General features: G+C 61.0%; 21 protein-coding genes and 7 pseudogenes. 13 read left to right on the top strand and 15 right to left on the bottom strand.

All coding sequences use genetic code 11. From position 1 onward, the window contains the following. Positions 1-21 precede the first annotated feature (21 nt). A complete protein-coding gene (locus NKJ11_RS30585; RefSeq protein WP_352794940.1) occupies positions 22-828 on the bottom strand; it encodes an SDR family NAD(P)-dependent oxidoreductase in 807 nt (268 codons plus the stop codon). Between the two features lie 117 nt (positions 829-945). Next, entirely contained in the window at positions 946-1,710 is a 765-nt protein-coding gene (locus NKJ11_RS30580) for an SDR family oxidoreductase (RefSeq protein ID WP_352794939.1), read from the bottom strand. 383 nt (positions 1,711-2,093) lie between these two features. On the opposite strand from NKJ11_RS30580, the gene NKJ11_RS30575 reads away from it, so the two are divergent. Both NKJ11_RS30575 and NKJ11_RS30570 read left to right on the top strand, forming a co-directional pair. Beyond that, positions 2,094-2,702, top strand: coding sequence for a hypothetical protein (locus NKJ11_RS30575; protein WP_352794938.1), 609 nt, complete (start codon positions 2,094-2,096; stop codon positions 2,700-2,702). Further along, positions 2,699-3,412 carry an RES family NAD+ phosphorylase gene (locus tag NKJ11_RS30570; RefSeq protein ID WP_352794937.1) on the top strand — a complete coding sequence of 238 codons (714 nt, stop codon included), beginning with the start codon at positions 2,699-2,701 and terminating at the stop codon, positions 3,410-3,412. The genes NKJ11_RS30575 and NKJ11_RS30570 overlap by 4 nt, the downstream gene beginning before the upstream one ends. A 73-nt stretch (positions 3,413-3,485) precedes the next feature. On the opposite strand, the pseudogene scpB reads toward NKJ11_RS30570, so the two are convergent. The 5 genes and pseudogenes from scpB to NKJ11_RS30545 form a co-directional block, all read right to left on the bottom strand. Beyond that, a pseudogene (scpB, locus tag NKJ11_RS30565) lies at positions 3,486-4,212 on the bottom strand (SMC-Scp complex subunit ScpB). Between the two features lie 13 nt (positions 4,213-4,225). Further along, a pseudogene (locus NKJ11_RS30560) lies at positions 4,226-4,603 on the bottom strand (DUF1403 family protein). A 260-nt stretch (positions 4,604-4,863) separates the two neighbouring features. Further along, positions 4,864-4,908, bottom strand: a pseudogene (locus NKJ11_RS30555) (hypothetical protein); the annotation flags it as partial. Further along, positions 4,905-5,081, bottom strand: a complete 177-nt coding sequence (locus NKJ11_RS30550; protein WP_352794936.1) for a hypothetical protein — start codon at positions 5,079-5,081, stop codon at positions 4,905-4,907. The pseudogene NKJ11_RS30555 and the gene NKJ11_RS30550, both read right to left, overlap by 4 nt. Positions 5,082-5,141: 60 nt before the next feature. Next, positions 5,142-5,330, bottom strand: a complete 189-nt coding sequence (locus NKJ11_RS30545; RefSeq protein ID WP_352794954.1) for a hypothetical protein — start codon at positions 5,328-5,330, stop codon at positions 5,142-5,144. On the opposite strand from NKJ11_RS30545, the pseudogene NKJ11_RS30540 reads away from it, so the two are divergent. Then, a pseudogene (locus NKJ11_RS30540) lies at positions 5,283-6,409 on the top strand (site-specific integrase). The gene NKJ11_RS30545 and the pseudogene NKJ11_RS30540 sit on opposite strands and share 48 nt — an antisense overlap. A 104-nt stretch (positions 6,410-6,513) precedes the next feature. Here the strand turns inward: NKJ11_RS30540 and NKJ11_RS30535 are convergent. After that, positions 6,514-6,840, bottom strand: a complete 327-nt coding sequence (locus tag NKJ11_RS30535; protein WP_352794952.1) for a helix-turn-helix domain-containing protein — start codon at positions 6,838-6,840, stop codon at positions 6,514-6,516. Positions 6,841-6,843: 3 nt separating this feature from the next. Next, a pseudogene (locus NKJ11_RS30530) lies at positions 6,844-7,186 on the bottom strand (type II toxin-antitoxin system RelE/ParE family toxin); the annotation flags it as partial. A gap of 1,107 nt (positions 7,187-8,293) precedes the next feature. Between NKJ11_RS30530 and NKJ11_RS30520 the strand changes: the two are divergent. Next, positions 8,294-8,769, top strand: a pseudogene (locus tag NKJ11_RS30520) (hypothetical protein); the annotation flags it as partial. A gap of 182 nt (positions 8,770-8,951) precedes the next feature. Here NKJ11_RS30520 and NKJ11_RS30515 read toward each other — a convergent pair. Then, positions 8,952-9,350 (bottom strand): GNAT family N-acetyltransferase, encoded by a 399-nt coding sequence (locus NKJ11_RS30515; protein WP_352794934.1) that lies wholly within the window; start codon positions 9,348-9,350, stop codon positions 8,952-8,954. Positions 9,351-9,706: 356 nt separating this feature from the next. Here NKJ11_RS30515 and repA point away from each other — a divergent pair, with 356 nt between their 5' ends. The 3 genes from repA (at position 9,707) to repC (ending at position 13,346) form a co-directional block, all read left to right on the top strand. Beyond that, positions 9,707-10,912: a plasmid partitioning protein RepA gene (gene repA, locus NKJ11_RS30510; protein ID WP_352794933.1), complete on the top strand. Its 1,206-nt coding sequence runs from the start codon at positions 9,707-9,709 to the stop codon at positions 10,910-10,912. Positions 10,913-10,979: 67 nt separating this feature from the next. Further along, a complete protein-coding gene (repB, locus tag NKJ11_RS30505; protein WP_352794932.1) occupies positions 10,980-11,984 on the top strand; it encodes a plasmid partitioning protein RepB in 1,005 nt (334 codons plus the stop codon). Positions 11,985-12,140: 156 nt separating this feature from the next. After that, the gene (repC, locus tag NKJ11_RS30500; RefSeq protein ID WP_352794931.1) at positions 12,141-13,346 is read left to right on the top strand and encodes a plasmid replication protein RepC; all 1,206 of its coding nucleotides are present in this window, start codon (positions 12,141-12,143) and stop codon (positions 13,344-13,346) included. Positions 13,347-13,523: 177 nt separating this feature from the next. Here repC and NKJ11_RS30495 read toward each other — a convergent pair whose 3' ends face one another. After that, positions 13,524-13,763: a hypothetical protein gene (locus NKJ11_RS30495; protein ID WP_352794953.1), complete on the bottom strand. Its 240-nt coding sequence runs from the start codon at positions 13,761-13,763 to the stop codon at positions 13,524-13,526. 128 nt (positions 13,764-13,891) lie between these two features. Here NKJ11_RS30495 and NKJ11_RS30485 point away from each other — a divergent pair, with 128 nt between their 5' ends. Continuing rightward, positions 13,892-14,281 carry an antitoxin Xre/MbcA/ParS toxin-binding domain-containing protein gene (locus NKJ11_RS30485; RefSeq protein ID WP_352794930.1) on the top strand — a complete coding sequence of 130 codons (390 nt, stop codon included), beginning with the start codon at positions 13,892-13,894 and terminating at the stop codon, positions 14,279-14,281. Beyond that, entirely contained in the window at positions 14,278-14,796 is a 519-nt protein-coding gene (locus tag NKJ11_RS30480) for an RES family NAD+ phosphorylase (RefSeq protein WP_352794929.1), read from the top strand. The genes NKJ11_RS30485 and NKJ11_RS30480 overlap by 4 nt, the downstream gene beginning before the upstream one ends. 41 nt (positions 14,797-14,837) lie before the next feature. Here NKJ11_RS30480 and NKJ11_RS30475 read toward each other — a convergent pair whose 3' ends face one another. Beyond that, positions 14,838-15,260 carry a hypothetical protein gene (locus tag NKJ11_RS30475; protein ID WP_352794928.1) on the bottom strand — a complete coding sequence of 141 codons (423 nt, stop codon included), beginning with the start codon at positions 15,258-15,260 and terminating at the stop codon, positions 14,838-14,840. A gap of 213 nt (positions 15,261-15,473) precedes the next feature. On the opposite strand from NKJ11_RS30475, the pseudogene NKJ11_RS33925 reads away from it, so the two are divergent. Continuing rightward, positions 15,474-15,598: pseudogene (locus NKJ11_RS33925) on the top strand (IS256 family transposase); the annotation flags it as partial. Between the two features lie 11 nt (positions 15,599-15,609). On the opposite strand, the gene NKJ11_RS30470 reads toward NKJ11_RS33925, so the two are convergent. After that, positions 15,610-16,779, bottom strand: coding sequence for a site-specific integrase (locus tag NKJ11_RS30470; protein ID WP_352794927.1), 1,170 nt, complete (start codon positions 16,777-16,779; stop codon positions 15,610-15,612). Between the two features lie 9 nt (positions 16,780-16,788). Then, positions 16,789-17,886 carry a hypothetical protein gene (locus NKJ11_RS30465; RefSeq protein ID WP_352794926.1) on the bottom strand — a complete coding sequence of 366 codons (1,098 nt, stop codon included), beginning with the start codon at positions 17,884-17,886 and terminating at the stop codon, positions 16,789-16,791. 643 nt (positions 17,887-18,529) lie between these two features. Here NKJ11_RS30465 and NKJ11_RS30460 point away from each other — a divergent pair. Genes NKJ11_RS30460 through NKJ11_RS30450 form a run of 3 tightly spaced genes read left to right on the top strand, consistent with a single transcriptional unit; the run spans position 18,530 to position 21,794 of the window. Next, complete coding sequence (locus tag NKJ11_RS30460) at positions 18,530-19,744, top strand: TnsB C-terminal domain-containing protein (protein WP_352794925.1); 1,215 nt, start codon at positions 18,530-18,532, stop codon at positions 19,742-19,744. Continuing rightward, positions 19,741-20,658, top strand: a complete 918-nt coding sequence (locus tag NKJ11_RS30455; RefSeq protein WP_352794924.1) for a TniB family NTP-binding protein — start codon at positions 19,741-19,743, stop codon at positions 20,656-20,658. Before NKJ11_RS30460 ends, NKJ11_RS30455 begins: the two co-directional genes overlap by 4 nt. Next, positions 20,658-21,794, top strand: coding sequence for a TniQ family protein (locus NKJ11_RS30450; protein WP_352794923.1), 1,137 nt, complete (start codon positions 20,658-20,660; stop codon positions 21,792-21,794). The genes NKJ11_RS30455 and NKJ11_RS30450 overlap by 1 nt, the downstream gene beginning before the upstream one ends. On the opposite strand, the gene NKJ11_RS30445 is transcribed toward NKJ11_RS30450, so the two are convergent. Further along, positions 21,727-22,665, bottom strand: a complete 939-nt coding sequence (locus tag NKJ11_RS30445; RefSeq protein ID WP_352794922.1) for a recombinase family protein — start codon at positions 22,663-22,665, stop codon at positions 21,727-21,729. The two genes, NKJ11_RS30450 and NKJ11_RS30445, sit on opposite strands and share 68 nt — an antisense overlap. Between the last annotated feature and the right edge of the window lie 406 nt (positions 22,666-23,071).

Raw genomic sequence — 23,071 nt, 5'->3', positions numbered from 1 at the left:
ACAACATCGAAGCATCCTGAATCAGCCCGCCGCGTAGCCCCCATCGACATAGAGAATCTCGCCTGTTACAAACGATGCAGCTGGGCTCGCGAGGAAAATGTAGGGTCCGAAATATTCGGACAGATTGCCGCGGCGTCGCATCGGAGTGAGTTCCATTGCGCGGCGTTGATAAGGGCTATCGAGATTGGGGTGCACCCCATCCATGAAGTTATTGATGAATCCAGGTGCGACGGCGTTTACCCGAATACCCTTATTGGCCCATTCTACCGCCATAGTGCGCGTCAGTTGATTGACGCCTCCCTTGCTCGCAGCATAGACAGCTAGGCCCGGTACGCCGAGAGAACTGGCGACCGAAGAAGTCATGATGATGCTGCCGCCGCCTTGACCCAGCATTGCTTGGGCGGCAAACTTGGCACAATAATAATAGCCCCGCAGATTGGTATCGACAATTTCGTCCCATTCCGGCTCTTCGTATGAATGCGCTGGCTTAATGATGTCGATACCTGCGTTGCAGACCATCACATCGATCTGCCCAAACCGGTCGACCGTGCCACTGATCAGTGCCTTGCAATCGCCGTGCGACCGCACATCAGCGCGGATAGCCGTCACGTTGATCCCTTGGCCCGCGAGTTCGGCCTCTGCTTCGGCCAGTTCTTCAACATTGTGCGAGGAAAGGACTACCTTCGCCCCCAATCGTCCAAAGCAGGTGGCGAGCGACTTCCCTAGACCGCGGCTCGAGCCTGAAATGCAGACTACCTTGCCATCAATTCCGAAGAGCTCCTGGTATCGTTCTGCAGCAGTCGCAGCATTATGAGCTGTAACAGACATAATAGATTATCCACTCGAGCTATGAATACACGCATGTGCGATTGAACGGCCGAGATCGTTGACGGTTCTGTTTGCGTTGGTTCCGTTCATGCGATGGCTCCTAGTGCGACGAATTGTTCAGACGGTTGCACTCAGCCCACCATCGATGACGATCAGGGCGCCGCTGACATAGGCGGCGCGGGCGCTGGCCAAGAATGCAGCAACTGCCGCGAATTCCGAGGGATCGCCAAGGCGTCGGGCCGGGGTCCTATCCTCGAGCGAACGGATGGCTTCAGCGTGGTCGCCGAGGCGATTGGCTTCATGAATCGCCGTACTGTGTGCTCCAGGAGCGAGCACGTTTACGGTGATGCTCTCGCCCGACAATTCTTGTACGAGCGTGTGGCAGTAGGGCACTAGCCCTGCTCGTGCGACACCCGACAGCGCGAAATGTACTGGGGTCCGTACAATAGCCTCGGAAGCGAGCATCAATATTCGCCCCGCCGGCGAGCGCCGCAGATACGGCAAGGCAGCCGTAACTAGATTTATCGAAGGTAAAAGCACTCGGTCAAACGCATCGTCGAAATCCTTAGGCGTCATGGCCGAGGGTGGCCCGGCAGAAACGCCGCCGCAATTCGTCACCAAGATGTCGACACATCGAAAATGCTCTGCTGTTTCGGCAACCCAAGCTGCTGCGTCCGCGCAGTCAGTCACATCGGTCGCGCGCGCCAGCACTTCAGCGCCTGTGCTGCGTAACCGATCCACCGCTCTTTCTAGTCGCGCCGGATTCCGCCCACAGATGGACAGGCGGCAGCCTTCGTTGGCTAACTCCTCAGCTGTGGCCAAACCTAGGCCGCTGGAGGCGGCCGCGACCATTGCCACCTTGCCATCAAGCCCTAAATCCATTTCTCACCCCAATTAACATCACAATGCTTCTTGGCACCGTCGCAGGCAGCCAAGCATGTACCGTGCCAAGCGAAAAAATCCGCTCAAAACAGCAGGGTAGCCCTGCTGATAAAACGTCGGTTTTGCTCTTACGTCAGATTCCCTACATTTGTGTCGCATGCACGCCGATAAGCTCCGCAACGGCCATGCGTGCGCCCCCACTTCGCGCAACCCGCCCGACGGAATTCCAATCACGATAGGCCTGGCGTAAGTTGTCAGGGTTGACAAAGTTGCTTGGTATGACCACGTTAGGCGCTCAGGAGATTACAATGGCACCCAAGGTCAAATCTCGAGCTTCTGCTCACCGAGCTAGGCCTTCTCGTGTGAAGGCCCCAGGTGGAGTTATGACCATGCTAATGGTAAGCGGCGACCCGGCCGTCACGTTGAAAGACGTAAGACTTCCAGCGGGCACCAAGGTCGCAATTGTCTCCTCAAGTCCGGATGCGGTAAAGAAGGTACAGCGTATCGGCAAGAAGCGGTTTGGTAGACTAAGAACCGTCTATGCAGGCGTCCCGAAGGCCACCGTAATCAATCAAGATGCTTTCGAACCGGACGCTCGCTCAATGGCGATTCTCGAAGGAGTCCGCATCTCTCAAGAGGACCTCCGCGCTGCTGGGGGCGCATATGACCTAGAGCAGGTACAGACGCTGCTGCGGGGCATTTCACGGCAAGCCGTCGACAAAAGGGTGCAGGAGGGAAGCCTCCTTGCGGTTCCCGGCCCTAGCAACCGACGCAGTTTTCCAACTCTGCAATTCAATCGCGATGGCACGATCGTTGATGGCCTAAAGTTTGTTCAAGCAGCCATTCCCACACGGAATCCTTGGGCGATGCTAAATTTCCTTGTCCATCCAGATGATCGGCTCAAGGGTCGGAAACCGATCGATCTCCTTAAGGATGGCAAGATCGAAATGGTCGTCGAGGCGGCTAGACGCATAGGTCAGCAGGGGGCGTGAGTGCTCCTCTTCCGCCCGCGGATATCGCGAGACGAGAGCCGGAATTTATCATAGTTGCGGCTGGCACGAGTATTCACCGCTTCTTCACGGCCAGGTACGACCCTATCTACTTCGATACGTCGCGCGACGGTCGTCTCAATGCACCTGACGCAAGCTACGGCGTTCTTTACGCCGCACGCAACGCAACAGGCGCATTCGCCGAGACTTTTTTGAGACGCCCCGGTCGGACCCTTCTTGACCTGGACCTCCTCCGGCAGAAGGCTTACGCTCGGCTCTCAATCACTGCTGAGCTTAAGCTGATCAAGCTCGCGGGCTCGGGCCTTGCAGTTTTGGGCGCGACGGCGGAGGTTGTACATGGCGGCTTGCCCTACGACGTACCCCAAGCTTGGTCGAAAGCCTTGTCGACCCATATCAATGCAGATGGAATCGCCTACTACGCTAGGCACGATGATGAAGCCCTTTGCTATGCACTGTTTGACCGCGCAGGTCATGCTGTCCGAGAAAAAGAACGAGTGGTTGATCTGGACGCGGACTGGTTTTGGGCTCTCGCCCAAGCGTTACAAAATAGGCTTGGCGCCTCAGTAAGTGCGCCAGAGATCGATGACGACCAAAGATCCAGTTCAAACCCGGGCCAACCGTCGCGCGGGGCGATGTCCGACCACCGTGGTGGAAATAGTCGGCGCCGACAGGCCGCCGAGATTGGGCTATAATCCCGACGCCCTGAGCGCCCCCGGCCGCTCACCTACCGGATGGCGAACTCGTGACGAGATTGGGAGCAGCATGCTATTCATCACCGGCGATTGCCGCATCCTCTCCCTCTCCGCCCGCAAACCCCGGCATGATGTCGCCGGCCAGCAGCTTGTCCTTCGACAGCAGGCCTGCATCCTCGAGCGCCTCGAAATCCGGCAGGTCGCGCAGCGTGTCGAGCCCGAACTCCAGCAGGAATTCTTTCGTCGTGACATAGGTGTAGCGCGCGCCGGGCCTCGGGCTACGCGGCCCGGAGGCGATGAAGCCGGCGCCGCGCAGATGGCCGATCAGGTCGCGCGAGATCTCTTTCCCAAAAAACGACGACAACTCTCCACGCGTGATCGGCTGGAAATAGGCGATGCACATCAGCACCAGCACGTCTGACTGCGTCAGGTCTACGGCACGCCCGCTCCTGCCGACGGCGGTGCCAAATGCACTGCGGATCGCATCGGCATAGGCGGGCCGGGTCAGGTGCTTCCAGCCGCCGGCGACGGCGACCAGATCGTACGGTCGGCTGCGCAGTTCTTTCCGGATATCGTCGATCAAAAGATCGATGCTGCAGCTTTTGCCGACTATCCGCGCCAGCGTCTCACGGGCAACCGGCTCGCTGGCGGCAAAAAATCGTCGCCTCGACGCGATGCATCCATTCCCGCCAGCGCACCTCCGCCGGCAGATGATCCAACTCGCGATCAAACAGGCGGTCGCCTGACCGATGGTCATCTGGTCGCCCCCTCCCCCGTCTTGCGCGAGCCGTCTCCGCCATCGTTTTTAGATCCCTAGATGCGGAAGGTCGATCGCCCGGACAGCTCGCGCACGGCGCCGAGGTCGACCAGCCGGTCGAACAGGCGGCGGAGCCCGCGGTCGCCCATGCCTGAGATCTTTTCCTAGGCAACGATCGCATCGTCGGACAGGAGTCTTTCGACAACAACGTCCGCCGCCTTGGCCCTGAGTTTCGGCGCGACCGCAAGCAGCCGGTCCGCGCGGCGCTCGAGGTCGGCGGAAAGATCGATGGCGCGCAGCGCCGCACGCGCCTGCCCGGCAAGCAAAGCTTTTGTTCGTTCCGGCCCCGCCTCGATGGTTGGCGCCGTGGCGCCGGCCGCAACGCGACGGGGGCGGCTCGCACCCAAGGCGGGCTCGGCGCCGAGCAGCGGCACCGCATGTTCCCAGCCCAGCCGTTGGGCGAGCAGGGCGCGTTTCGACCGTCCCGACGCTGGCGCCGAGCTGCCGAAGCTCGTCCGCCAGATCGCTGACCGCCTCGTCGTCGTGAGTTCGACCGAATTCCTCCAATGCAGCGCCTAGGTTTCTCTTCGTCAGAAGATCCTCCGCGGGCCGGGCGGCCAGCCGGCGCCAGGGAGAGCAAAAGACCGGCGGGACCGACCTCGTCTCCTGGGCGGGTCAGCAGCACGGCGTCGCGCAGCGCCGCTTCATCCTCAACGCGCCCCGCCTGTCGCGCCGTCATTGCGGCCGCCGCGAGTGCGAGGCGCTGCCGCCAGGCGCCGGCCCTTTTTTTTCCCGGCGCACCACCGCATCGAGCGCACCGATGGCGGCACCCATCACGATCGCAAGATCTTCGACGCCCTGTGCTGCAAGGCTTTGCGGGTCATGAACCGCCCGGCGCAGCCAGTCCGGCACGGGGGCGGCGGCGCGGTCAGAGCGACGCTGGCGAGCGGCCCATGCCGGCGGGAAGACGATTTAGGTCGAAGAATCATCGCCGATAGGTTGAATCATGACGGCGTTTTTAGCAACATAAAAGCGGAAAATCGCCGCGCCTGTCGATGTTGTTTTATGTCCGGTAATTGCCTTATCGGACATATGGCGGTAGCCTGCCAAACCATGCAAAATCGCCCCGAAAATGCGCCCAAAATCGACGATATAGCCCATGACGGTCTACCCGACATCGTCGATCTCGTCATGGAGATGGGCTCCTCACCCCCCCGCCCCGCCGGCGCCAACGCCTCTGGAATCCCTTGTCGCGACTGCGACAAGCTACGCCAAGGCCACCAGTTCCGATAACACGCAAAATGCCTACGCCAAGGACTGGCGGCATTTCACCTCCTGGTGCCGTCGGGAAGGCTTCGATCCGCTGCCGCCCTCGAGCCAGGTCATCGGTCTCTAGATCGGCGCCTGCGCCTCAGGCAGTGTCATTGACACCGCTGTCGGCGATCCGAAACGCAGCGCCCCTGCCCTCTCGGTCGCGACAATCGAGCGGCGCCTGTCCGGCCTCGCCTGGAACTTTACCCGGCGTGGCCAACCAATGGATCGCGCCGACCGGCATATTGCCACCGTGCTTGCCGGCATACGCCGCAAGCACGCAAAGCCGCCGCGGCAGAAGGAAGCCGTGCTTGTAGACGACATCAAGGCGAATGGTCAACACGCTTGGCCATGATCTGCGGGGCTTGCGCGACCGGGCGATCCTGTTGCTCGGCTTTGCCGGCGGCCTTCGGCGCTCCGAAATCGTCGGTCTGGACGTCGTGCGCGACGATCACAGTGACGGCGCCGGCTGGATCGAGATTTTTGACGGCAAAGGCGTCCTGGTGACGCTGCGCGGCAAAACCGGCTGGCGCGAGGTCGAGGTCGGGCTCGGCGCCTCCGACCAGACCTGCCCTGTCGCCGCCCTCGAGAGCTGGATCCACTTCGCCCGTATCGCAAGAGGCCCGCTCTTCCGCCGTATCTTCAAGGACAACAAGACCGTCGACGTCGAGCGGCTCTCCGACAAGCATGTCGCCCGCCTGGTCAAGCAGACCGCACTCGCCGCCGGCGTCCGGTCCGATCTTCCGGAAGGGGAACGTGAGCTGCTGTTCTCAGGGCACTCGCTGCGCGCCGGCCTCGCCTCGTCGGCCGACATCGAGGAACGTTACGTCCAGAAGCAGCTCGGCCACGCCTCGGCCGAGATGACCCGCAAATATCAGCGCCGACGCGATCGGTTCCGGACCAACCTCACCAAGGCCTCCGGGCTTTGAGAAAGCCCCCTCCCCTCACCCGATAGAAGTCGCCATGCGACGGTCGGAGGGACGGGATTTGAAATCGGGAAGTGAAAGCGACAGACGTACCAACCGCAAAACGCCTAGCGCAGCACCTCCAGCCCGTGCTTCTGTACCACAGCCAGCAATTTCAGCGCCAGGCCGCTCGGTCGCTTGGCGCCGCTCTCCCACTTCTGCACCGTCGACTCCGACGTATTAAGATAGCGCGCGAACACCGGCTGGCTGACATGGCTCTTCTCACGCAGCGCCTTGATCTCATCCGGCGCGAATTTTTGCGGCACCGTCAGACAGCTTTCATCAAAGCTGCGCAGCGTCGCCTTGTCGATCGCGCCAATCTTGTAAAGCGCGCTCGCCGAGCTGTGGATCGCCTCGAAAGCGTCCGACTTGTACCTATTGCTGCTTCTGGTCATGGCTATCTCCAAAAAATCTCCCGCCGACACCAGCCGCTCGACCTGTCGGTCCGTCAAGTCGACATAGGCCTTCGCCAGCTTCCGGAATTGGGTAAGCTCCTTGTCGTCAATGTTGGCCCGGTCCTGTTTGGCGAAAAGATAGTCGTAGACCCAGAATCGGTCGGATTTGCCAGTTGATCGATCAGTGCCTGTTGTCGTTCAGGCGCTTCTTGTACACGCCGCCGCCAAGATCGTCGGCCTGTCCCAAAGCCACCTGCTCGATCGCCTTGCACAAATCGGCGTCCGAAATGCGCGCCTTGCGCGCCGCCTTGGTGAACCAGCCCGTCTTGAAAGTCCATTCCTTCATGGCTTTAGATAGCACCTGGTGCTATCTATTTCAAGATAGATGCTAGCACTGTGACCACGTCCCCGATCGGCCGAGATGACCGATAATACCAGAGGCGGCGCGGGCCGGTCCCGGACCAACCTCATCAAGGCGTCAGGGCTCTGAAGCCCTGCTTGTTTTTTCCTTGCAAAACTGGAACTACACTTCACAATTGCAAGGAGGATGGAGCGCCTCATCATCACTGAGCGATGCCCCTGCAGGACCCAGGCCGGGCGCTGCTTAGCGAAGCATGATGCAAAAGCTTCGGTATCCATCCCATCAAGCAGCGGCTCAAAAGGCCCCTCCCCTCTCCATGCAGAGGCATCGAAGGCGGTAAGGTGAACATCGACGAGTCAGATTTTCACGCCGTTGGGAGACTGCGGCGAGGCGCCGAATCCACTTATCTTGCGTGATCCGTCCACCAAACTCGGCCGAGAGTCCACCGAACCAGGATGAGAATGACCGCACGTTCCCGGCTTTTCCAGCGATCTAGGGTGACCGACTGTCGCTTTCACTTCCGGATCTCAATTGAAGCCCTAAGGTGCGCTTCTGATCCCGGCTGGTTCCAAAACGCGCTACTTGCAAACTCTCTCCTCCCCAAAACTCTGGAATTCCGTGCTTTCGGCCACAGCAGGTCCGTGGATGGATTACGCGGCCGCACGGGCGGCGGCATTATCCACATGAAAGGTTTCTGGGGGCGCCGGGCCCGCATCGAACGCGAGCAGCGGCAGGCGCGCCGAACCGAGATTGAGAACCGTGTCCTTCACGAGGTTGGACCCGAGGGATCGCGGGAGATCCCATTCCTGGGAGCCACCCCCGACTGCTTCGATTATGTGCCGCGCGAAAACCGCTTCTTTGCCGGACTGGGAGCGGTCTTGCGCTTGCGCTCACCGGATTTTTGCCCAGTGGGCGTTCGACATCCACGACCTTGAGGGGCGCGACCGGCGCGAGATCGGCTTTATCCCGTGGCCGATGAAAATGCCAACTGAGCGAGTGCTCCCCGACGAAGGCATCTCGGTGCACCGGCTGACGGAACGCATTGAGGCGATCGATACGCAAAACGGCCTGCCCTTTGCCTGGTTCTTACTGATGACGCACGGGCAGCGGGTTGATCCGGACGTCGGCCACGCGATCGCGGCTGGGTTGGATTCGGTGCCGCCCTTCGACCGCCGCGCGTTTCTGGCCGGGATCTTGCCCGACGGCGACATCGAGACGCTGCTGCGCCATCTGCCAAACGAGGTATTGGCGAAAACTCGCTAACGGCGCTTGCGTAGACCTCAGCTATCTTGAAGCCTGGTGCCAGGCCGCCTTAGGTGTGGAGCCCCTGCCCTAGCCGGCGCCGGAGGCGCTGCTGATCAAGTTCGTCGCGCATCATCTGTGGGATCCCGCAAAGCGAGAAGCCGATCTTGCACACGGCATGCCGGCCGACGTCTCGGCGACGCTGAAACCCGAGGGGGCTATTACGCAGCGACGGGCCGCACGCGCCCTCGACGGTTCGCGGGCGGCTGTCGAACTGGTCGACGCTTACGATATGGCGCGGCTTGGTGGCAAAGTTCAACGCGCCGGGGCCGTGGCACGACCTTTCTGCCGTCGACTATTTGCGCGGCGGACTCGCTACCTCGCATCAAATAGACTGCCGTCTAAATGGCAAAAAAATTAGTGAAAACAATCGGACAGCTGACAGTGCCCTGTTGTACGCGAGGTCGAAAGGGGCCCAACAAGACCGGAAGCGTCTCAGTTCGAATATTCAGAGCGCAGCCGCAAGCCTGCTCCAGCGGAGCGCATAGATCGCGTCGTCTGTCCACACGCCTTTGAACCACTCAGATAGCCGGAAATGAGCCTCTTTCACGAAGCCGGATTCTTCGAGAACGCGGACAGCGCCAGTCGACAGGACGCAATGTTGCGGTGAATGGGGGAAATTGTAGAAGGCGCATTCGATCAAACTGCGGGCCGCGTCGGTAGCGTAACTGTGATTCCAATATTGCTGCCCTCTAGTGGACCCGATCTGCGCCAGCCGAGTATCCGCCTCGAATGTCTTGAGGCCGCTATCGCCGACAATCCTTCGATCTTCATTGCGCTCAAGAGCAAACTGGAACCATCCCGGATTGCCTGGATTGCGCAGCGCGTCGATTCCAGGAATGCCCATCCGTCATCTTCGGTGCAGGTCTCCCAGCTTTGAAAACGAGCGACTTCGGGCTTGGCGTACATCGCCTCGAAGACATCAGGGATCGAGCGGGGTGAAGCGGCGAGCAGGTAGGCGGTGCGATTCGAAGAAATGCCTCATCGAAAATCGTTGGATCGCATTTCGCACCTGCCCGGGACAGACGCGTTGACCGCGCCGAGTTTCAAATTCAAATAAACCAATTCCGTATGACCTTCTGCCGCCAGTTAGCGTTAACCTTTTGTTAACTTAAAATTTCTTGTCGGGACAAACGAATCGGACATAATGACGGCATTCGAAAGAATTTCGGCGAAATGCCGTCACTTGAGGTTCCGGAAAGCATGAACGTTTTAGCGCCCGTGTCGAAACCCCTCTTCGACGACACTATTCTGGCACAAGGCCGCGAGATTTCCAGGAAGCTGAACCAGCTTCGTTTCGAGACCTTCCCACCGAACGCCAGGAAGACCTTGCGGCAATTTTCACTCGGGGAAGCGGCGCATTTTCTCGGGGTCTCGACTAGCAATCTCAAGAAGCTGCACCTTGAAGGCAAGGGTGTCGAGCCAACTATACATGCCGGAGGTCGCCGGACATATTCGGCAGAGCAGATCATGGAGCTGCGTCAATGGCTCGACCGTCACGGCCGAGCCGATGTGAAGAAATACGTTCCTCACCGCCGCAGGGACGAGAAGCTGCAGGTCGTTGCCGTTGTTAATTTCAAGGGGGGCAGCGGAAAGACAACGACGGCCGCACACCTTGCGCAACATCTGGCGCTAACGGGGCACCGCGTATTGGCCATCGACCTCGACCCACAGGCTTCGCTGTCGGCCCTGTACGGCATCCAACCCGAACTCGACAAGAATCCGTCGATCTACGAAGCGATCCGTTACGACGACGAGCGGAAGCCCATCACCGACGTGATCTTGCCGACAAACTTTCCAGGCCTGGAACTTATCCCTGCATCGCTAGAATTGCAGGAATATGAGTATGACACTCCACTGGCGATGCAGGACAAGAATTCCGTCGTCGGGAAGACGTTTTGGAATCGCATCGAAAAAGTATTGCGGGAGGTCGATGACCGATACGACGTGGTCGTAATCGATTGTCCGCCCCAGCTGGGCTATTTGACGCTGACCGCTTTGTCGGCGGCGAGTTCGGTGCTGATCACTGTACATCCGCAGATGCTCGACCTGATGTCCATGTCGCAGTTCCTTCTGATGCTCGGCGACATCCTGAAGACAATTCGCCAGGCGGGCGGCGACGTAGATTTAGATTGGTTCAGATATTTGATCACTCGATACGAACCGACCGACGTCCCGCAAGCCCAGATGGTCGGATTCATGCAGTCAATGCTCGCGTCACAAATGCTCAAGACGCCGATGTTGAAATCGACCGCGATTTCGGATGCTGGGCTAACGAAGCAGACGCTTTATGAGGTCGAGAAATCCGGGATGATTAGGGCAACGTACGACCGTGCCATGGAGTCGATGGAAGCGGTTAACGCGGAAATCAGAGAACTGATCCACGGGGCTTGGGGACGTACGAAATAGACGGCCGTCTAAGTCAGGTTTTATTGCAATGAAATCAGATGAATGACCCAAATTTCGGGACGCTGAAATGGCAAGAAAGAACGTTTTCGACAATTTGATGCGGGAATCCGAGCCCGAAACGGCAGAAGATGGCGAGCCAGCTTCCGGGTTTCGCAAATTCGGAGCGGCGAGGTCCATCTCATCGTCGATCGATGAATTGGCCAGGCAGGCCTCCAAACTCGCCGAAGGCGAAACGGTTATTGAACTTGATCCCGACCTTGTCGACAGGTCATTTGTGCCCGACCGCATGAGCGTTGATCAGGACGACGCATACCACGAACTGCTGGAGGCAGTGAGGGAGAGGGGACAGGATACACCAATCCTTGTAAGACCCCATCCCAGCACCGAAGGCCGCTACATGGCCGTTTTCGGACACCGACGGGTGAGAGTTGCCAAACAACTCGGGAGGCCTGTCCGCGCCGTGGTGAAGACGCTGGCAGACATCGACCACGTTGTCGCACAGGGGCAGGAAAACTCCGCCCGCGCCAATCTTACGTTTATTGAGCGTGTTCTGTTCGCCCAGCAACTGGACGGGCTTGGTTTCAGCCGCGAAACCATCCAATCTGCTCTGTCGGTCGACTACCAGACCCTCTCTAAGATGCTGACGATTCCGAAAGCTATCCCCGCGGTCGTCATTGATGCGATTGGGCCGGCTAAAGGGATTGGACGCGACCGGTGGTTGGATCTTCGGAAACTCGTCGAGAACCCCAAGAACACGCCAATTGCCAAGAGCTATGTGGCCAGTGAAGATTTCGCGGCTGCGGATTCTGACGAGCGTTTCAACCTGCTCTTTGATTTTCTGATTGGAGCGAAATCCAATAAGGCAATCAGGAAAGGGCTAGCTCCGCGAAACGACAGAACCTGGGCATCGGCTGACAAATCGGTCGCCGCGACGATTAGAAAGAATGGAAAGGCCTTCAGTCTGGCGCTGAAAGCGAAAGACGCGGCCGAGTTCGGCGAATACATTTCGGAGAACCTGGACAGCCTTTACGAGGCATTCAGAACGTCGAAAGAAGAGGCAACAGGAGACTAAACCCGCAAAAGAAAAAGGCCCCCGAACGTCACCGTCGCGGAAGCCCTTCTCATTCTTAAGCAAGCTGAGAATCACATTTTCGCGAATCACTGTCAAGAGTCTAGGCGTCGATTCGGCGAGCAAATTTCTTTTGCCTAATTGAAGGCGAAGGAAGAAATGGAAACGGGTATTGCAACGACGCCCTTTGGGCGGCGGCCGATGTCGCTTACCATGCTGGCAGCACAAAACGACTCACGTGAAATCCCCAAGGACAGGGTCGTTGAGAAATGGCAGGTCTACCGCGACCTCTGCGAGGGCAAGAGCATCGTCGGCATTGGCGATCGCGCCCTGGCCGTCCTGAATGCGCTGCTATCATTCTATCCTGACAGCGAGCTGAGTGAGGAAAACGGCCTCATCGTGTTTCCCTCGAACGCACAGCTGTCCCTTAGAGCTCATGGGATGCCCGAACCCACAGTCAGACGGCAGCTGGCAGCCCTTGTGGACTGCGGGCTGATCGTCCGTCGGGACAGCCCGAACGGCAAGCGTTATGCGCGCAAGGGCCGGGGAGGGGAGATCGAGGAAGCATTCGGCTTCTCACTGGCGCCGCTGCTGGCCCGTGCTCACGAGTTCGAGGCGGCGGCTGAGCGTGTTCGCGCCGGCAACAGGGCGCTCAGGCTTATGCGTGAGCGGATCACTTTGCACCGCCGGGATATCCAGAAGTTGGTCGAGGCGGCGGTTGAGGAAGATGTGCCAGGCGACTGGGGAGGCCTGTGGAAGCGTTTCCGCGCCGTTGTGGAGGCAATTCCGCGCCGAGCTTCCGTTGTCGAGCTCGAGCCGATCGTTGCCGAGCTGGCCGCGTTGCGTGACGAAGTGGATAAGCTGCTGGAAGTTCACATGAAATCCACGAATCCAAGCGGCAATGACTCTCAAACCGAGCGGCAGCAATCTGATTCAAATACCGACTCTATTTTTGAATTTGAACCTGCTCTAGAGAAAAGCGGGTCGACGGCCGAGCCAAGGACGAGGACCGCAGAGCCCCCGAAAACCTATCCGCTAGGGCTTGTGCTGAAGGCCTGCCCGGAATTTTCGGATTACGCCGTCGACGGGATCGGCAACTGGCGCGATTTAATGATCACGGCGGCCCAGGTGCGGGGCTACCTTGGCGTTTCGCCCTCGGCGTATGAGGAGGCCTGCCATGTGATGGGCCAGGAGGTCGCCGCAATGGTGATTGCCTGCATTGTGCAAAGGGCACAGCACATCAACTCCGCGGGCGGCTATCTGCGGGTGCTGACCGAAAAGGCGCGGGCGGGGCAGTTTTCGGTCGGACCGATGCTGATGGCGGCGCTGAAGGCCAACGGGGCAACGGCGCGGATGACCGGATGAGTGTGTGGGTACCGGGATTTGCCGAGCGAGGGCTCAGGGTTTGATCGCGCGATAGGGCGTGGATCGTGGCTGCAGCGCTTGTCGGTAAGAACGCCCTATGCAAGGATCGAGGACATGAAAAACGAGGACGACCGACAGCCGACACCCGATGAAACCGCCGGGATGGTGTGGTGGAACTCACTTGATGAGGCCGATCGCGCGGCTTGGCTGGCGCGGGCCGGCAGCGCCGTCCCTGCGGATGCCTGGGTGGCGTACAAGCGGCTCGGAGATGTTGAGCGTCAGCCGCGGACTATAAACTGACGGCGGTGCGTGCAGCAGGATGAACTCTCTCGAATCTAGATTACGAGATGACTGGTTCTGCGACGAGACCGCCTTCAGGCTCGATGGAGCAGGTTCTTGGCTGACGAAGCCGACCATTGAGCACCTCCCCTCGGTATCCGCTCATGCAGGCGCTCAAGCTGGTTCGATTCCGGACTTGAAAGCGGTCGAGAAATGCCATATCTCTTGCACAAGAAATATGACTATTTGTATGGTGAATGACTCCTATGGGCCACGCACTCGAGCTACCTGCGCAGAATGAACCTCTCGTCTTGTCCTATATGGACCGGAACGGGAAGATCGCAATCGAGCAGGTCGCGGACGGCTTCGGCATGTCCAAGGGCCAGTTGGCCCAGACCGCCGGTCTTGCTCGCGAGACCCTCTATCGGTCCGAGCGCAGCCGGACGGTAAAGACACAGGGACGTCTGCGTGAAATGCTCGAGATCATCAGCCGCGTGGCGGATTGGGCGGGCGGCAAGGAACAGGCGATGGCCTGGTATCGAGCCCAGCCGCTTCCGGCATTCGGCGGGCGCACCGCCGAAGCGCTCGTGAAGGAGGGCAAGGCCGCTGCGGTCCGTGACTATCTCGATCACATGGCCGTTGGTGGCTTTGCTTGAGGTTTGCCGGAACCTGCTACAGGGCGCACGATCCACGTTGGGCATTCAAGCCGACTTCCGGTGATGGAGCGGCGATCCGGGGTGCGCGCTTCAATCCCAAGGGTGTGCCGGCGCTTTATCTGGCGCTGACCGTCATGACAGCGGTCAAGGAAGCCAACCAGGGTTTCGCGCATCGGATCGACCCTTGCGTGCTATGCTCCTACGAAGTCGATTGCGACGACGTTGCGGACCTGACGACAGAGCAGGCGAGGGGAGAATTCTCCGTCACGCTCGACGACATGGCCTGCGCCTGGGCGACGGCTCTCAGCGATGGAAATCGCCCAGCGTCATGGTCGATCCATGACCGACTGCGGCCTCAAGGCATTGCCGGTATTCTGGTTCCGAGTTTTGCTCCGGGCGCCGAGACGGAGGACCGCAACCTGGTGCTGTGGGACTGGGGTCCGCATCTTCCGCACAAGGTAACTGTATTCGACCCGAGCGGCCGGCTGCCAAAGGACCAGCTGTCCTGGCGATGAAGCATCCGCGAAGGGCAGGGACGTTTTCGGGGCGATATCAATCACCGACCTCGATCGAATTGAGATCGCACCACATCCGCAACGCTCTTTCTTCCGCATTCGCTTCGAAAGCGTACCACCGATCGAGTGCACCCCTTCGCTGCAACAGATCCTTGAATCTTGAATCTTGCGTACGCGCCTCTTTTGCTGAAGATTTCTTGAACGTCACCGACGTTGTCAGGCAGAAATTGGCGGGCTAAGTCCAGTACGAGCGGCTTGCCCAGGTCGAGTTCTTTCTTGTCAGGTATTTGGGCGTATTTGTCGCTGTCGTCGATATCATCCGGCAATTCGTCCAAATCACCCGTGAATTCGGAATGCCAGTAGAGCGTGCCTGACTGCTTGCACAGAAAGGCCTGATGTTCTCCCGTGCCCCCAGAACTGACGAATTCGAAAGCTAACAGTATGTCTTTAAAGCTGACGGGCATTGTCGTTCGGCGTCCTATATAGATGCCAACGCATCAGAGGTCGGTACCACGAGCTGTTCTCGATAGTGCCCCGCCGCATGGTGTACCCGGCGGTGACGAAGTCGCCCGCGAGCGCGCTCTCAACAACGCTGTAGCGAGCGGCGTAGCGGGGGCATCGATGTTCGCTGGCAAGGTCGGGCTGCTCACACCAACCTGATTCGAAGGACCCACCCGATGACCGACGACATGATGAACCGCCGCACGCTCGTGGTGAAGACCCCAGACGCCGATCTTTTGCGCGGGATGATCGCTTTGCCACCGAGCGGCGGATAGAGATGGTGGACGGCGCCGCAACCGGCGGTCCGGGTTCCTAAACGACGATTCTTGCTGCCCTTCCGAGCGTTCGTTCGGCGTCGTTGTAGTAGTTGGAAGCCTGCTGCACGGAACGATGCTGCGACTGCTGCATGGCTTCGGGCAGCGGAATGCCGCGTCTGGCGGTTTCGGTAAGGTAGCCGGAGCGCAGGCCGTGCGCAGAAAAGACTTGGGGGTCGAGGCCAGCCTCGGCGACGCGGCGTTTCAGGATCAAGTTGACGGCCTGCGGGGTGAGGGCTCGCTTCTCTAAATTTCCCCAGCGGTCGATGCCGCGAAAAACGGCGCCGTCGGTGATGCCGGCGCGCTCGAGCCAGTCTTTTAGGACCAGCACCGGGCGGCCGACGAGCAGCACAAAAGCGTCGGTGTCGGCTTGTGTCGTCTTGGTGCGGCCAAGCCGGATTTTTAGGCAGGGCAGTTTTGGCCCCTCTGGATCCTTGGGATCGGCCGACACCGGCTCTTCCTCAACGAACTGCTCGACACGCAGGGACGAAATCTCGCTGCGGCGGCGGCCGCCTGAGGCGAAGGCGGTGATGAGGATCGCGCGATCCCTGACGTCAACGAAACGGTCGCCGGCGCAGGTGTTGAGCAGGGTGCTCAAAATATCGGCGGTCACCGCCTTTTTGCTCTTGCGGCCCCGGGGACGGGCGCTGGCGCGCACCGCGAGTTTTATCGCGCTGCGCAGGCCTGGCGCATTGAATTTGCCGCGCAAACCGCGCCATTTGGTCAAGGTCGACCAGCTCGACAGCCGCCGGCGCACGGTGGCGGGCGCGTGCGGGCCGTCAATGCGCAGAAGCCCTTCAGCTTTCAGCGTTATCGCGACTTCGGCGGGCATGCCGTGCGCCGGATCCGTCTCCCGTTTGGCGGGATCCCAGAGATGATGGGCGACGAATTTGATCAGCAGCGCTTCCGGCGCCGGCCAGGGGAGCGGAAAACCGGTCGCGGCAAGCGACCAGGCTTCGAGGTAGCCGAGATCCGACGCCAGCGCCCGCAGCGAATTCTCGCCGATGCCTTCCTTGGCGAGATGGCGCAGCGTTTCAACGTCATCGTCGGTGAGGATGTCGGCCAGAAAATCGCGGCGGTCGAACGGCAGCACCGACTCCAGCGCGTCGAGTGCCTCGGCGCGGCGCAGTTTCTGGTCGGATGCGGGTTTTGGCAGACGAAGGTCCATGACGGCGGCTCAGAACAGATAGGGCCGGTCGGCCCAGGCAAGCAGCACGGCGGCGTCACGATCGGCCAGCCGCACGCGCCCGGCGCGCAGGCCGTCGGCGATGATGTGCCCGACATCCGGATCGACAAAATGGCCGTGGGTCATGAGAAAAAACCAGGCGAAGGCCAGGCCGACTTCTTCGTCGATCGCTTCGATCCGTTCCATCAGCCGATGTACGGATGCGCCCTCTTCGCCCAGCAGCCGCTCGGCCGGATTCTTCAGCGGCCGCGGGATAAACCCGATCTCGCGTTTTTGGCCGGGACCCTCAAAATCGTGGATATCGAAGGCCCAATGGTCAAAGATGCGGTGGCCGCAAGCGCTCGAGCGCGCCCAGTCGGCAAAAAAGCGGTTTTCGCGCGGCACAAAATCGAACCAGCCGGGATTGGCTTCCAGGAACGGAATGTCCCTGACACCCTCGGAGCCGACCTCGTGGATGACGCGGCTTTCGAGCTCGGGCCGGCGGGCTTCGCGTTGCTCGCGCTCAATGCGGGCCCGGCGCGCCAAGAAACTCCTCATGTGGACGATGCCGCCGCCGGTGCGGCCGCGCAGCCGGTAGACCGGTCCGGCGAGCTGCTGCGCCTCAACCGCGGACTCGCGAGAAACCCAGGTCGGCTCGAACAGATGGTCGGCACTGGTGGGGCGATAGTCGCGATCGACCACCGGGCCGGCCAGATGTTCCGTCTCGCGGCCGAGCGAGAGCTGGACAAAATCGGCGACGCCCGGACCGGTCGGAGCAAAGGCGAAGGCGCTGGTGCCGCGCCATTCGGTGAATTTTTCTCCGCTCTCGCGATGCCGGTTCCAGAAGGCGGTGAGGTCGCCGCCGACATCGGCCAGTGCGCGCTCGACCCAGGCGCGATGGTCGCCGCGGCGCGTGCCATCGGCAGCGACGACAGTATGAGGGTTGCACCAGTAGGGGTCGTCGATCCTCGCGACGGTAAAGGCGAAGCCCGGAAAGGCCTGGTTCAGGGCAGGGGCGAGTTCGGCGTCGGCCGACTGCGGCTGCAGAGCCGCGAGCACGGTTTCGACGGAAGCGGGGTCGGGCAGGCGGACGGGTTTTTGCTCACACATGCCGGGTGCTTCTCTATCGGCCGGGAAAGGCCGCCCAGAACGCCGGCCGTACGATGCCGGCGGTCATCATCTGCACGATTCTGGCTGTCACTCTTCCTAGTCGAGTGGACAGCATGTCTTTGTTTTGTAACATCCGTCACTCATCCTAATCGAGTGGAATTCGTCCCGGTTAGGTGGATTCTTACCCTGATTTGGTGGACGAAGCGAGGGCGACGGTCATGGGTCGTAACCCCGATAAGTTCGCGGCCGATGATGCCGACTGGCGCAGGGCCGTAGCGCGCGAGGCCGTCACCCGCCCTCTGGCGTCGAAGGATCGCTTGTCTCCCGCCGATATAGGCCTCGCATGCCGCCAGCTCGGTGTGAGGCACGCCTTTATGAACTTGTCGGTCGATACCGGGTCTCTCCTGTCACGAGTTCGCTGCTTGGCCACAATCCCGGCCCGCCGAAAGGGCGGCGGCGCCTGTCGGAAGAGATGGAGGCGCTCATCGAGACCGCGATGCGCGACACCTACCGCAGGCGGGAGAAATCTTCGATCGCCGCCCTGCATGACCGCGTTCGAGAATTGTGCCGAGCTTGCGGAAAGGTCGCGCCTTCCTGGAGAGCGGTAAGAGCCCGTGTAAAGCTTGCCGATCCGCGGCTCCTGATGCGTGATCGGGAAGGGGCAAAGGCGGCACGTCAACGCTTTGAGCCCGTGGTGCAGGAATATGGTGCCGATCATGCGCTTCACATCGTCCAGATCGACCATACATTAGTCGATCTGTTTATCGTTGATGCCGTGCATCGCCGGCCCCTTCAGCGGCCTTGGCTGACGCTGGCCATCGACATTGCAAGCCGCATGGTGGCGGGGTTCTACCTCACTTTGGAAAGTCCGTCGTCGGCATCTGTGGCGCTCGCCATTCAGCACATGGTGATGTCGAAAGCGGCTTGGCTCGAGGCTCGTGAGGTCAACGGCGATTGGCCGGTCTTCGGCTTGCCTGACGTGATCCACGTCGACAACGGCAAGGAATTCCATGGCAAGGCGCTGGCCCGCGGGACGGCGGAGCATGGCATTGCCCTTGAATTTCGGCCCGTCGCAAGGCCGCACTATGGGGGCCATATCGAGCGGCTGATCGGCACGATGATGGGTGCGGTCCACCTCCTTCCGGGCACGACGTCTAGCGACATCGCCGCGCGCGGCTCCTACGATCCGCAAAAACATGCCGCAATGACGCTCGATGAACTGGAGCGGTGGCTCGCGCTCGAGATCGTCGGCCGCTACCATGCCGAGATCCACGCTAGTCTGCAGCTTCCGCCAATAACGATGTGGAAGGACGTGGTCGCAGCACGGTCTGAACCGCTCCGCCTGCCGCATGACGTCGACCGGTTTTTCCGTGATTTTCTGCCCTTCGAGGAGCGCAGCATCCGGCGCGACGGCGTGCATCTGTTCGGACTTCGCTACTGGGACGATGTCTTGAGCGCCTGGGCAGGCAGGTTTTCGCATCGGATGCGCGTCAGATACGACCCGCGGGACCTGTCATGCGTGTTCGTGGAGGGACCTGACGGCACCAACTGGCCGATCCGCTTCGCAGATCTCAGCCGTCCGCGCATCACGCTTGGCGAGCATCGTATGGCTCGCGCAGCGCTTAAGGAACGTGGCGTCAGGGCAACCGATGAACAGCTGATCTTCGAGACGATCGAGGAGCAGCGTGCTCTCGTCGAGGCGGCTGTGCGGGAGACGAAAGTCGCGCGACGTCGCATCGAGCGGCGTGACCGATCGCTGGCGGCGACAAGCGGCGAGAATTCGCTCGATCGGGAAGTCGAGCCCGATGAGGGACCGGCTGGCAATCTGCCTCCGTTGCCAGTTGAGGAGTGGTCTTGAGCGATTACGCGCACCTGCTTCCGGCCTATCGACGGCAGGCTGCTTTGGGCGATGCCGAGCGTACCGCCTGGATCCGGGCCGATCGATGGCTCGAAACCGCTCAGGCCTGGTCGGCCCTGGCGCGGCTTGAGGACCTGCTGTCCTATCCTGCGCGCGACCGCATGCCCTGCCTGCTCCTCTACGGGGATACCGGCATGGGCAAGACCAAGATCATCCGCAAATTCCTGCGCGACCACCCGGCCTCTTTCGATAGAGGCACCGGCGTCACGACCATGCCGGTGGTTGCCATGCAGATGCCGGCTGAATCGCTGGAACGGGACGTCTACGGCGAACTTCTCAACGCGCTTGGTGCGCCGGGCCCGGCAACCGATTCCATCTATCGACAGAAGGAGATTTGCCGGAGCCTTTTGCGCAGCATGGGCGCCCGCATGCTGATCATCGACGAGATTCACGCCTTGCTGGCGGGCACGTTTCGTCAACAGCGGATTTTTCTTAATGTCATCCGGTTCCTCGCCAACGACCTGAAGGTTCCGCTGATCTGTGCGGGGACGGATCTTGCCCGGCAGGCGCTGCTGACCGACCCCCAGCTTGCCGAACGCTTCGAGGCTTTCCATCTCGGGCGCTGGGCAAACGATCTCCATCTCTCCCAGCTTTTGTCGAGCCTGGGCGGGATTCTACCGCTGCGCCGGCCCTCGGAGCTTGGGACGGCCGCTGCCCGTCGACGGGTCCTCGACCCGACCGATGGGGTGACCGTGCGCATCTTTCGCCTTATGGAGACCGTGGCGGTCGAGGCGATCCGCAACGGCAGCGAGTGCATCACAGCCGACAGTTTCGCGAACGACGACCTTGTGCCGCCGCTGGTCACCGTGACGCGTCAGGCAGAAAAGCAGCTGCAGCGCCGGATCGCCCGGTGATGCCGAAACATTTCCTTCCGATTGCACCGCGACCGTTCGGCAACGAATTGCTTTCCCGCTGGCAGGACCGCGTCGCATGCCGCTATGGGCAAACGGCGGCTGAACTTGAACTGTGGCTGGATCGGCGCACCGATCGTCCACCAATCGGATTCGAAAAACGCGACTTCAAACCCGCCGACACGATGATCCGGACGTGGGCGCAGGCATGCAGAATGGCCGAGAGCCCTCTCGCAAAAATGGCATTGTGCCGCTTGCAGCGACCGCTTGCCTGGTATCTCGCCGCGCATCGGCAAGCTGTGTGTCCCGCTTGCCTTCGCGAGGACGAAACCGGCGGCCACGACCACTATGTCCGACGCTCCTGGGTCCATGTCGAAGCGTTGGTCTGCGCCCGGCATGGCACGGCCTTGCTGGACATTTGCGGGCGCTGCTTCAGTCGCGCCGGTTTTCGGTTCCACTGCGTTGAGGGGAAGGCGCGGCTGATCTGCGCCAACTGCTCGACCGTCGTCACGCGCGTCGCGCCCGACAAGACGTCACCCGAGAGGATGGATTTTCTGCTGGCGCTTTGCAGGGAGATTTCGCTCGCCGTCGACGCTCTGGCGCCTGGCGGCAACGCCAACCGGGAGGGAATCACGCGCGCCGCGCGGTTGTTGTGGGCCCCCTCGCAGGCCAATGGCAAGCCTTTCATCATGTGGCTCGATCCCAGCCTTTCTTCAGGCTGGCGCGGGATGCCGTCGGAGCGTCAAGCGCCCCTTGCGACGGCCTCGCTTGCATGGCGCACGGCGACATTGATCGGCGCCGCGCGATTGCTCGACCTTGCCAGGGCAAGGCAATGCTTTGGATCACCACCGGCCGTCCTGCTGACCATGTTTTCCGCCGGCGGTATGGACGTATCGTTGCGTGCGCCGGGGAAAGAGGAGCTCCCAGGCGAGAAGAAACCATCCGCAAAGCCGATCGGCTTGCGCTCCGACGCCGAATACCGCGTCCTGGCGGAAAAGATCCTGACTAGCCCCGAATGGACGCAGGTCCGAAGTGCCGGCAGGGCGGCACGGGATCGGATGCTCGGCCGCCTCATGAGCCAGGCACTGGATCGGGCACCACGAGGCCAAGCCGCCGGGCACGATCCAGCAGCGCCTTGACCGACGACGGCTGCCATTGGCGGCCGGCACGGGGCGTGCGTTCATGCATCCGTCCCAGCTGAGCGCCGATCTCGAGCAGTGTAAGATCCGGATCGGCGAGAGCAATGCTGGCGACGAGTGTCATCAGCCGGTCCTCTGGTGGCCGGCGAGGGGCTCGTTTGATCAAAGCCGGTTCGGCGATGCGTTCGCGAACCAGCCGATGCACCGCGCGCCGCAGCCGCTCGATCGTCCAGCTATGCCCTTTTCGGTTCAGCACCCGCACCACGTCGTCCCAGCTGTGCTGCGGCCGCAAGCGACGCACGGTCGGCAGCCAGGTCTGCGCCGAAGTGATGAGATCGTCGATATAGGCGCGCTCGCGCGCCGCGGCGATCGCCCGCACAGCTTCGGGACGGCGCTCGCGAAGCCCGGGGTTGCCAGCCAGCCTGCCGCGCGCCTTGGCTGCCTTCATCCCTGCCTTGGTGCGTTCAGCGATCAGCGCACGCTCGAGCTGCGCCACGGCGCCGAGCACCTGCAGCGAAAACATGCCCTGCGGCGTCGACGTGTCGATCGGATCACGCAGCGAGCGGAAGTGCGCGCCCCGCGCCTCAAGCTGCTCGATGACCTCCATCAGATGGCTGACCGACCTGGCGAGGCGGTCGAGCCGCACGACGACGAGAACGTCGCCGGCGGCGATCTCGCGCATCAGCTTGGCCAGCACCGGCCGCGAGCGCGAGGCGCCGGAACCGTGCTCCTGGTGAACCGTCTGGCAGCCGGTGACCTTGAGTTCGTCGACCTGGGCGTCGTTGACCTGGTCTTCGGTGGAAACCCGAGCATAGCCGATCAGGCGGCGGGGGCGGGAAAGGAGTGTGGGTTGGGTGCGCGGACTGGCCATTTGCGGCGCATTTTGGCTTGGTTTTTACAAAGTTGCAATGTGTCAGAAAAGGAACCTTTGCAGGCGTGTTTTATCGACCGATTGGCAGGGCCGTAGAGCGCGATCGAGGCCTCCGGCGGTGTCCAAGGACTCGGAGAGGATCAAATCGCGTCCAAAGGGCCGATATGGCCGCGAACGCGGAATTCCAGGCTTTTGGGAAAGGTAAAGAGGGGAAAGCAGCGTGCTTTGGCGCCCAGCCGGTCTCAGACGCGCCGTTGGAGCCGCCGCGAGGCGCCGGAATCCATTCAACTGGGCCGATCCGCCTGCCAAAACCGGGCGGAGAATCCACCGAATAGGGGTTGAGAAAGACGCCCAAGACCGCGCGTTTCTGGGCTTTTCCAGCGATCTAGGACGACCGACACTAGCG

The organism is Mesorhizobium sp. M0243 (genome assembly GCF_040321775.1).
Classification (GTDB): domain Bacteria; phylum Pseudomonadota; class Alphaproteobacteria; order Rhizobiales; family Rhizobiaceae; genus Mesorhizobium.
Note: the sequence above shows the minus strand (reverse complement) of the source record. Positions and strands in the feature narration are given on the sequence as shown.

Excerpts from the sequence above, each read along its gene's own strand:
- NKJ11_RS30585 (WP_352794940.1), bottom strand. The coding sequence starts at position 828 with ATGTCTGTTACAGCTCATAATGCTGCGACTGCTGCAGAACGATACCAG.
- NKJ11_RS30580 (WP_352794939.1), bottom strand. The coding sequence starts at position 1,710 with ATGGATTTAGGGCTTGATGGCAAGGTGGCAATGGTCGCGGCCGCCTCC.
- NKJ11_RS30575 (WP_352794938.1), top strand. The coding sequence starts at position 2,094 with ATGACCATGCTAATGGTAAGCGGCGACCCGGCCGTCACGTTGAAAGAC.
- NKJ11_RS30545 (WP_352794954.1), bottom strand. The coding sequence starts at position 5,330 with ATGGGCTATATCGTCGATTTTGGGCGCATTTTCGGGGCGATTTTGCAT.
- NKJ11_RS30535 (WP_352794952.1), bottom strand. The coding sequence starts at position 6,840 with ATGACCAGAAGCAGCAATAGGTACAAGTCGGACGCTTTCGAGGCGATC.
- NKJ11_RS30515 (WP_352794934.1), bottom strand. The coding sequence starts at position 9,350 with ATGGGCATTCCTGGAATCGACGCGCTGCGCAATCCAGGCAATCCGGGA.
- repA (WP_352794933.1), top strand. The coding sequence starts at position 9,707 with ATGAACGTTTTAGCGCCCGTGTCGAAACCCCTCTTCGACGACACTATT.
- repB (WP_352794932.1), top strand. The coding sequence starts at position 10,980 with ATGGCAAGAAAGAACGTTTTCGACAATTTGATGCGGGAATCCGAGCCC.
- repC (WP_352794931.1), top strand. The coding sequence starts at position 12,141 with ATGGAAACGGGTATTGCAACGACGCCCTTTGGGCGGCGGCCGATGTCG.
- NKJ11_RS30495 (WP_352794953.1), bottom strand. The coding sequence starts at position 13,763 with ATGGTCGGCTTCGTCAGCCAAGAACCTGCTCCATCGAGCCTGAAGGCG.
- NKJ11_RS30485 (WP_352794930.1), top strand. The coding sequence starts at position 13,892 with ATGGGCCACGCACTCGAGCTACCTGCGCAGAATGAACCTCTCGTCTTG.
- NKJ11_RS30475 (WP_352794928.1), bottom strand. The coding sequence starts at position 15,260 with ATGCCCGTCAGCTTTAAAGACATACTGTTAGCTTTCGAATTCGTCAGT.
- NKJ11_RS30470 (WP_352794927.1), bottom strand. The coding sequence starts at position 16,779 with ATGGACCTTCGTCTGCCAAAACCCGCATCCGACCAGAAACTGCGCCGC.
- NKJ11_RS30465 (WP_352794926.1), bottom strand. The coding sequence starts at position 17,886 with ATGTGTGAGCAAAAACCCGTCCGCCTGCCCGACCCCGCTTCCGTCGAA.
- NKJ11_RS30460 (WP_352794925.1), top strand. The coding sequence starts at position 18,530 with ATGCGTGATCGGGAAGGGGCAAAGGCGGCACGTCAACGCTTTGAGCCC.
- NKJ11_RS30450 (WP_352794923.1), top strand. The coding sequence starts at position 20,658 with ATGCCGAAACATTTCCTTCCGATTGCACCGCGACCGTTCGGCAACGAA.
- NKJ11_RS30445 (WP_352794922.1), bottom strand. The coding sequence starts at position 22,665 with ATGGCCAGTCCGCGCACCCAACCCACACTCCTTTCCCGCCCCCGCCGC.